The sequence below is a fragment of the Jatrophihabitans sp. genome, assembly GCF_036389215.1.
Lineage (GTDB): Bacteria > Actinomycetota > Actinomycetes > Mycobacteriales > Jatrophihabitantaceae > Jatrophihabitans_A.
Map to the genome: position 1 here is coordinate 1 of NZ_DASVQG010000025.1, position 4163 is coordinate 4163.

Annotated in this window: 4 protein-coding genes and 1 pseudogene; all 5 read right to left on the reverse strand. The window is 67.6% G+C overall.

Annotation, left to right across the window (positions count from 1 at the left end; genetic code table 11):
* A partial coding sequence (locus VF542_RS00965) for an MFS transporter (RefSeq protein ID WP_408649838.1) occupies positions 1-776 on the reverse strand: 776 nt, incomplete at its 3' end.
* Between the two features lie 167 nt (positions 777-943).
* Positions 944-1819 carry a hypothetical protein gene (locus VF542_RS00970; RefSeq protein WP_408649835.1) on the reverse strand — a complete coding sequence of 292 codons (876 nt, stop codon included), beginning with the start codon at positions 1817-1819 and terminating at the stop codon, positions 944-946.
* A gap of 7 nt (positions 1820-1826) precedes the next feature.
* Positions 1827-2651: a hypothetical protein gene (locus VF542_RS00975; RefSeq protein ID WP_408649836.1), complete on the reverse strand. Its 825-nt coding sequence runs from the start codon at positions 2649-2651 to the stop codon at positions 1827-1829.
* Between the two features lie 54 nt (positions 2652-2705).
* Positions 2706-3584, reverse strand: a complete 879-nt coding sequence (locus VF542_RS00980) for a hypothetical protein (protein WP_408649837.1) — start codon at positions 3582-3584, stop codon at positions 2706-2708.
* Between the two features lie 227 nt (positions 3585-3811).
* Positions 3812-4163: pseudogene (locus tag VF542_RS00985) on the reverse strand (hypothetical protein); the annotation flags it as partial.

The window sequence follows — 4163 nt, forward strand, 5'->3', positions numbered from 1 at the left end:
CCGGCGGCGTTCCGGCTCATCCGCTGGCCCTCGACCATGAACGGCACGCCCCACAGCACCCCGAAGGCCAGCGAGGTCGACATGGACGCGAAGTGCACCCAGAAGCCGACCCGGGTACCGGCCAGCGACCAGGCCGTGTCCACCCGCCGGCCGACGCCGCGCAGCGACTCCAGCAGCGCCGAGGCCTCCCGGGGCCGGCGTTCCAGCCGGGGCGAGCGTGGCAGCAGCAGGTACACCGCGGCGCCGCTGACCAGCGACAGCAACCCGGCGCCGAGAAAGGTGGGAGTCCAGCCCGCCCGGTGCAGCAGCGCGGTGAGCGGCAGGGTCGCCACCAGGTTGCCGAACTGGCCCAGGGTGCCGGTGAGTGCCACCACGACCGGATAGCGGCGCGGCGCGAACTGCCCGGCGGCGAAGCGCAGCACGCTCACGAACGTCAGGGCATCGCCGAGGCCCAGCACCGCCCGGGCCAGCAACGCCAGCGGGTAGCTGTCGGCCACCGCGAACAGCAGCTGGGCGACCCCCATCGTGCCGGCCGCCACCACCAGCAGCCGGCGAGGCCCGTAGCGGTCGACCAGGATCCCGGTCGGGATCTGCATCCCGGCATAGATCCCCAATTGCAGCAGGATGAAGATGCTCAGCTGGCTGGGGCTGATGCCGAACCGGCTGGCCGCCTGCAGGCCGGCCACCCCGAGCGAGGTGCGGTGGAACACCGCCACCAGGTAGACGCCCACCGCGATCGCCCAGCGCCATAGGGCGGTGGCGCGGCGTCCGCGCATGGTGGTCACTGATGAGGCCCTTCGAATCGGCATGCCGATCCAGCCTAGCGACGGCCGAAGCCCACCGACGGCCACGGCCCGGGCGTCCTTCAGGCGGGCTGAGGAGTCCCAGCGGGCCCAGCGGTTGCAGGCCGCGGTTCGGTCACCGGATGACGCTTTTGTGCGACCTAGCCGTTCTGGCTGGTCCACCACGCCGGAGGCTTGCGCGTCGAACGGGCCGCGGTCGCGGCGCCGGTGGTGGCCTGCACCGAGTTGTTGACGCCCGACGGCCTGTGCACGAAGGCAACCAGGTCTATCAGCACATGGGTGGTGGTATTGGCGTACAGCCGCATCCGGTCGAGGCTGAGACCGCTCACGGCGAAGTTGCCCACCGTCTGGCCGGCCGAGTAGTTCAGCGTGGACGTGCCGGGTCTCGTGCCGCTCGGCCACAGCGTCAGGTAGCCGTCCGCCACCGCCTGGGTCACGGTCAGATTGACGAACGCCGAGATGCGGTACGCCACCCCGGTTCTTGCGAGGTTGATGTCGATGGTGTGGCCGCCGATCAGCCGCCCAGCACTGTCTAGATGTTGCGCGGGGTTGACGAGGTTGCTCCGTCCGGCGGCGGTGCGGGTGTCGACGATTCGGAACGGCCGGAACGGAACCAGTCGCGAGGTGTTGTAGGAGGTGAAGACCGACCCGGGCGCGAGGTGGCTGTTGCCGAGCTGGAGGTCTCCGTTGACGTTGACCAGATCACCTGAGTTCGCTATCGCTTGCGCGGTGTCCTCCAACCTCAGGGGCGCGCCATTCCCGTTGTTCACCAGGGTCATCGTCGGAATGTTCCCGGACGACTGCAGAGCCGTGTACTGGTTTTCCGCATCGTTGATGGCGCCCATGACCAGCGGATCGCCCGCCGCGGCGTCAGCTGCCGGGGCCTGAGCGGCGGCAAGCCCGCCAAGGCCGGCGATCCCCGCCGCCACCCCGCTCGCGCGCAACAACGCACGACGATTGACTACCGTGCCGGACGTACCTGCCGCCGTGCCGGACGCATCTTCGGTGTCGCTCATCGGATCCTCAATTCCCCGTAAGCAATGTGTTGTTGATGTCCGACGCTCTGCCCACGGCAAACGCGACCACGTCCAGCAGCACATGCGTCGTGCGCTGTGTGTACAGGCGCATGGTGTCGGAGTTCAGGCCGGTGACGGTGAAGTTGGCCACCGTCTGTCCGGCCAAGTAGTTCAGCATGGACGTGCCGGGCCTCGTTTCCATCGGCCACAGGGTCAGGTAGCCGTCGGCCAGCGGATCGGTCACCGTCAGGTTGGCGAAGACCGCAGTGCCCCGGAACACGTGGCGTGTCAGGTTGATGTCGATCGTATGACCGCCCATCAGCCGGCCTTCAGTGTCGATATGCTGCCAGGGATCGATCAGGTTGGCCCGCCCTGCCGCGGTGCGGGTGTCGACGATGCGGGTCGGCCGCACCGGGACCAGCACTGTGGCGTTGTAGGAGTTGAAGATCGACCACGCCCCGCCATCGCGGTGCGCGAATCGAAGATCGCCGTCGACGTTGATCAAATCGCCTGAGCCCACACTCAGAGGCTCCGTCGACTCCCTCGGGAGCACCCGCAGGGTTGGGCCCGTCCCATCCATCACCAGAATCATCGTCGGGCCGTTCTCGGCGGATACCAGAGTCGTGGACGGTGACGTCCCCCCATCATTGATGCGGCCGATACGCAACGGATCGCCTGCCGCGGCGTCGGCTGCCGTTGCCTGAGCGGCGGCAAGCCCCCCGATGCCGGCGATGCCCGCCGCCACCCCGCTCGCCCGCAACAACGCACGACGATTCATCACCGTGCCGGACGTACCTGCCGCCGTGCCGGACGCATCTTCGGTGTCGCTCATCGGATTCCTCAATTCCCCGTCATTACCTACATGGTTTGTGGGACCCGGTCGGCTCTAGCCGTTCTGGCTGGTGTGCCAGGCAGGAGGCGTGCGTGCCGCACCGGCCAGATTTGAGGAGCCGGTGGTGGGCTGCAATCTATTGGCGACGTCCCTCGGGTCGCCCACGTCGAAGGCAAGCACATCCACCAGCACATGGGTCGTGCGCAAGGTGTAGAGCATCACGGTATCGGTGGGGCCCATGTCGCTGACGCAGAAGTTGGCCACTGTCTGGCCGGCCGAGTAGCTCAGCGCGGACGTGGCGAGCCTCCCGCCGTCCGGCCACACGGTCAGATAGCCGTCGGCCGCCGGCTGGGTCACCGTGAGGTTCATGAAGACCGCGTTTGCCAGGTACACCACTTCTGAGAACTGGAGCTGGACCTCACGGCCACCGAGAAGCCGTCCGGCACTGTCGAAATCGTCGGGAGACGCCAGCAGGTTGGCCCCCCCGTCAGAGATGCGGGTATCTATGAAGCGGTACGGCCGCACCGGAACCAGTCGCGAGGCGTTGTCGGCGGTGAAGACCGACGCGAGCATGGAGTCGCCGTGCGAAAATCGAAGGTCGCCGCCGACGTTCATCAGATCGCCTGAGTCCGTGGTCGGGATACCCCCGGATATGCGCTGGCGCAACCGCAGCGGCGCGCCCCGCCCTTGGTTTTTCAGGATTAGGACCAGACCGTCCTCGGTCGATCTCAGAGCCGTGGACGACGTCCCCGCGTCGTTGGTGGCGCCTATGAGCACCGGATCGCCCGCCGCGGCACCGGCCGGCGGAGCCGAAGCGGCGGCAATACCGCCGATGCCGGCAATGCCCGCCGCCACCCCGCTCGCGCGCAACAGCGCGCGGCGATTCACTACCGTGCCGGACGTATTAGCGGCTGTACCGTCGACGTCACTCATCAGAGTCCCCGATTCCCCGTGGTCCTGCTGGTGGCCATCAGCAGTGCGAGGAGCGTACAACCTAAATCTGGTGTCTAGACCGTTGAGTCCTATTCACCCCTTAAATGCTCCTCACATCGATGCATTGCTGTGATGTAATCCTTTTCGGTTGCGAGAGAGCCCGGGCAGCAGGCCCGCACTGGCCGGGCTTGCCGGCCCCGGCTCGGCAGCGAATGGAGGTGTGCGCTCTAACGATTGGGGTTGGTGTGCCACGCCGGAAGCTTGCGCGCGGGAGCGGCCAGCCTCGAGGCGCCGGCGGGGGTGGCCAGCACTGCGGGGTTGACGTCCCACGCACCCCCCACGGCGAACCCGACCACGTCCAGCAGAACGTGGGTCGTGCTACTGGCGAACAGACGCACTCTGTCCAGGGAGAGACCGCTGACGGCGAAGTTGGCCAGCACCTGGCCCGCCGAGTAGTTGAGGTTGGACGTGCCGGGCCTCGCGCCGGCCGGCCACAGGGTCAGGTAGCCACTGGCCAGCGGCTGGGCCACCGTCAGATTGGCGTAGACCGCGGTTCCCTCGAATACGTAGTCCTCCAGG

Excerpts from the sequence above, each read along its gene's own strand:
- VF542_RS00975 (WP_408649836.1), bottom strand. The coding sequence starts at position 2,651 with ATGAGCGACACCGAAGATGCGTCCGGCACGGCGGCAGGTACGTCCGGC.
- VF542_RS00970 (WP_408649835.1), bottom strand. The coding sequence starts at position 1,819 with ATGAGCGACACCGAAGATGCGTCCGGCACGGCGGCAGGTACGTCCGGC.
- VF542_RS00980 (WP_408649837.1), bottom strand. The coding sequence starts at position 3,584 with ATGAGTGACGTCGACGGTACAGCCGCTAATACGTCCGGCACGGTAGTG.